Annotated in this window: 1 protein-coding gene; it reads right to left on the minus strand. The window is 39.7% G+C overall.

Annotation, left to right across the window (positions count from 1 at the left end):
* Nucleotides 1-610, minus strand: a 610-nt coding sequence (locus FUA24_RS25625; RefSeq protein WP_246146952.1) for a glutamate synthase-related protein, incomplete at both ends; no start/stop codon positions are given.

Genomic DNA, 610 nt, shown 5'->3' on the forward strand with positions numbered 1-610 from the left:
CAATGGTACCAACACCAACTTCAGATACTAATTTAACGTTAATTCTAGCATCGCGATTAGCATTTTTAAGGTCGTAAATTAATTGCGCTAAATCTTCAATTGAATAAATATCGTGATGTGGCGGTGGTGAAATTAAACCAACAAATGGCGTAGAGTTTCTGGCATCAGCAATCCATGGTAAAACTTTTTCACCCGGAAGTTGCCCACCTTCACCAGGTTTAGCACCTTGTGCCATTTTAATTTGAATTTCTTGTGCGTTTGATAAGTAATGTGAAGTTACCCCAAAGCGCCCAGAAGCAACTTGCTTGATGGCAGAGTTACGGCTATCGCCGTTAACATCTTTTTGGAAACGACGTCTGTCTTCTCCTCCTTCACCAGAGTTTGATTTACCGCCAATACGGTTCATGGCAATGGCTAGGTTTTCATGAGCTTCTCTGGAAATAGACCCATAAGACATAGCGCCTGTTTTAAAACGCTTAACAATTTCTGTCCAAGGTTCTACTTCTTCAATAGGAATTGGGTCTAATTTATCAAACTCAAATAACCCGCGAATGGTCATTAACCTTTCGGCTTGTTCGTTGATGGTTTTTGAGTAAATATCATAACTTTT

The organism is Seonamhaeicola marinus (assembly GCF_008085455.1).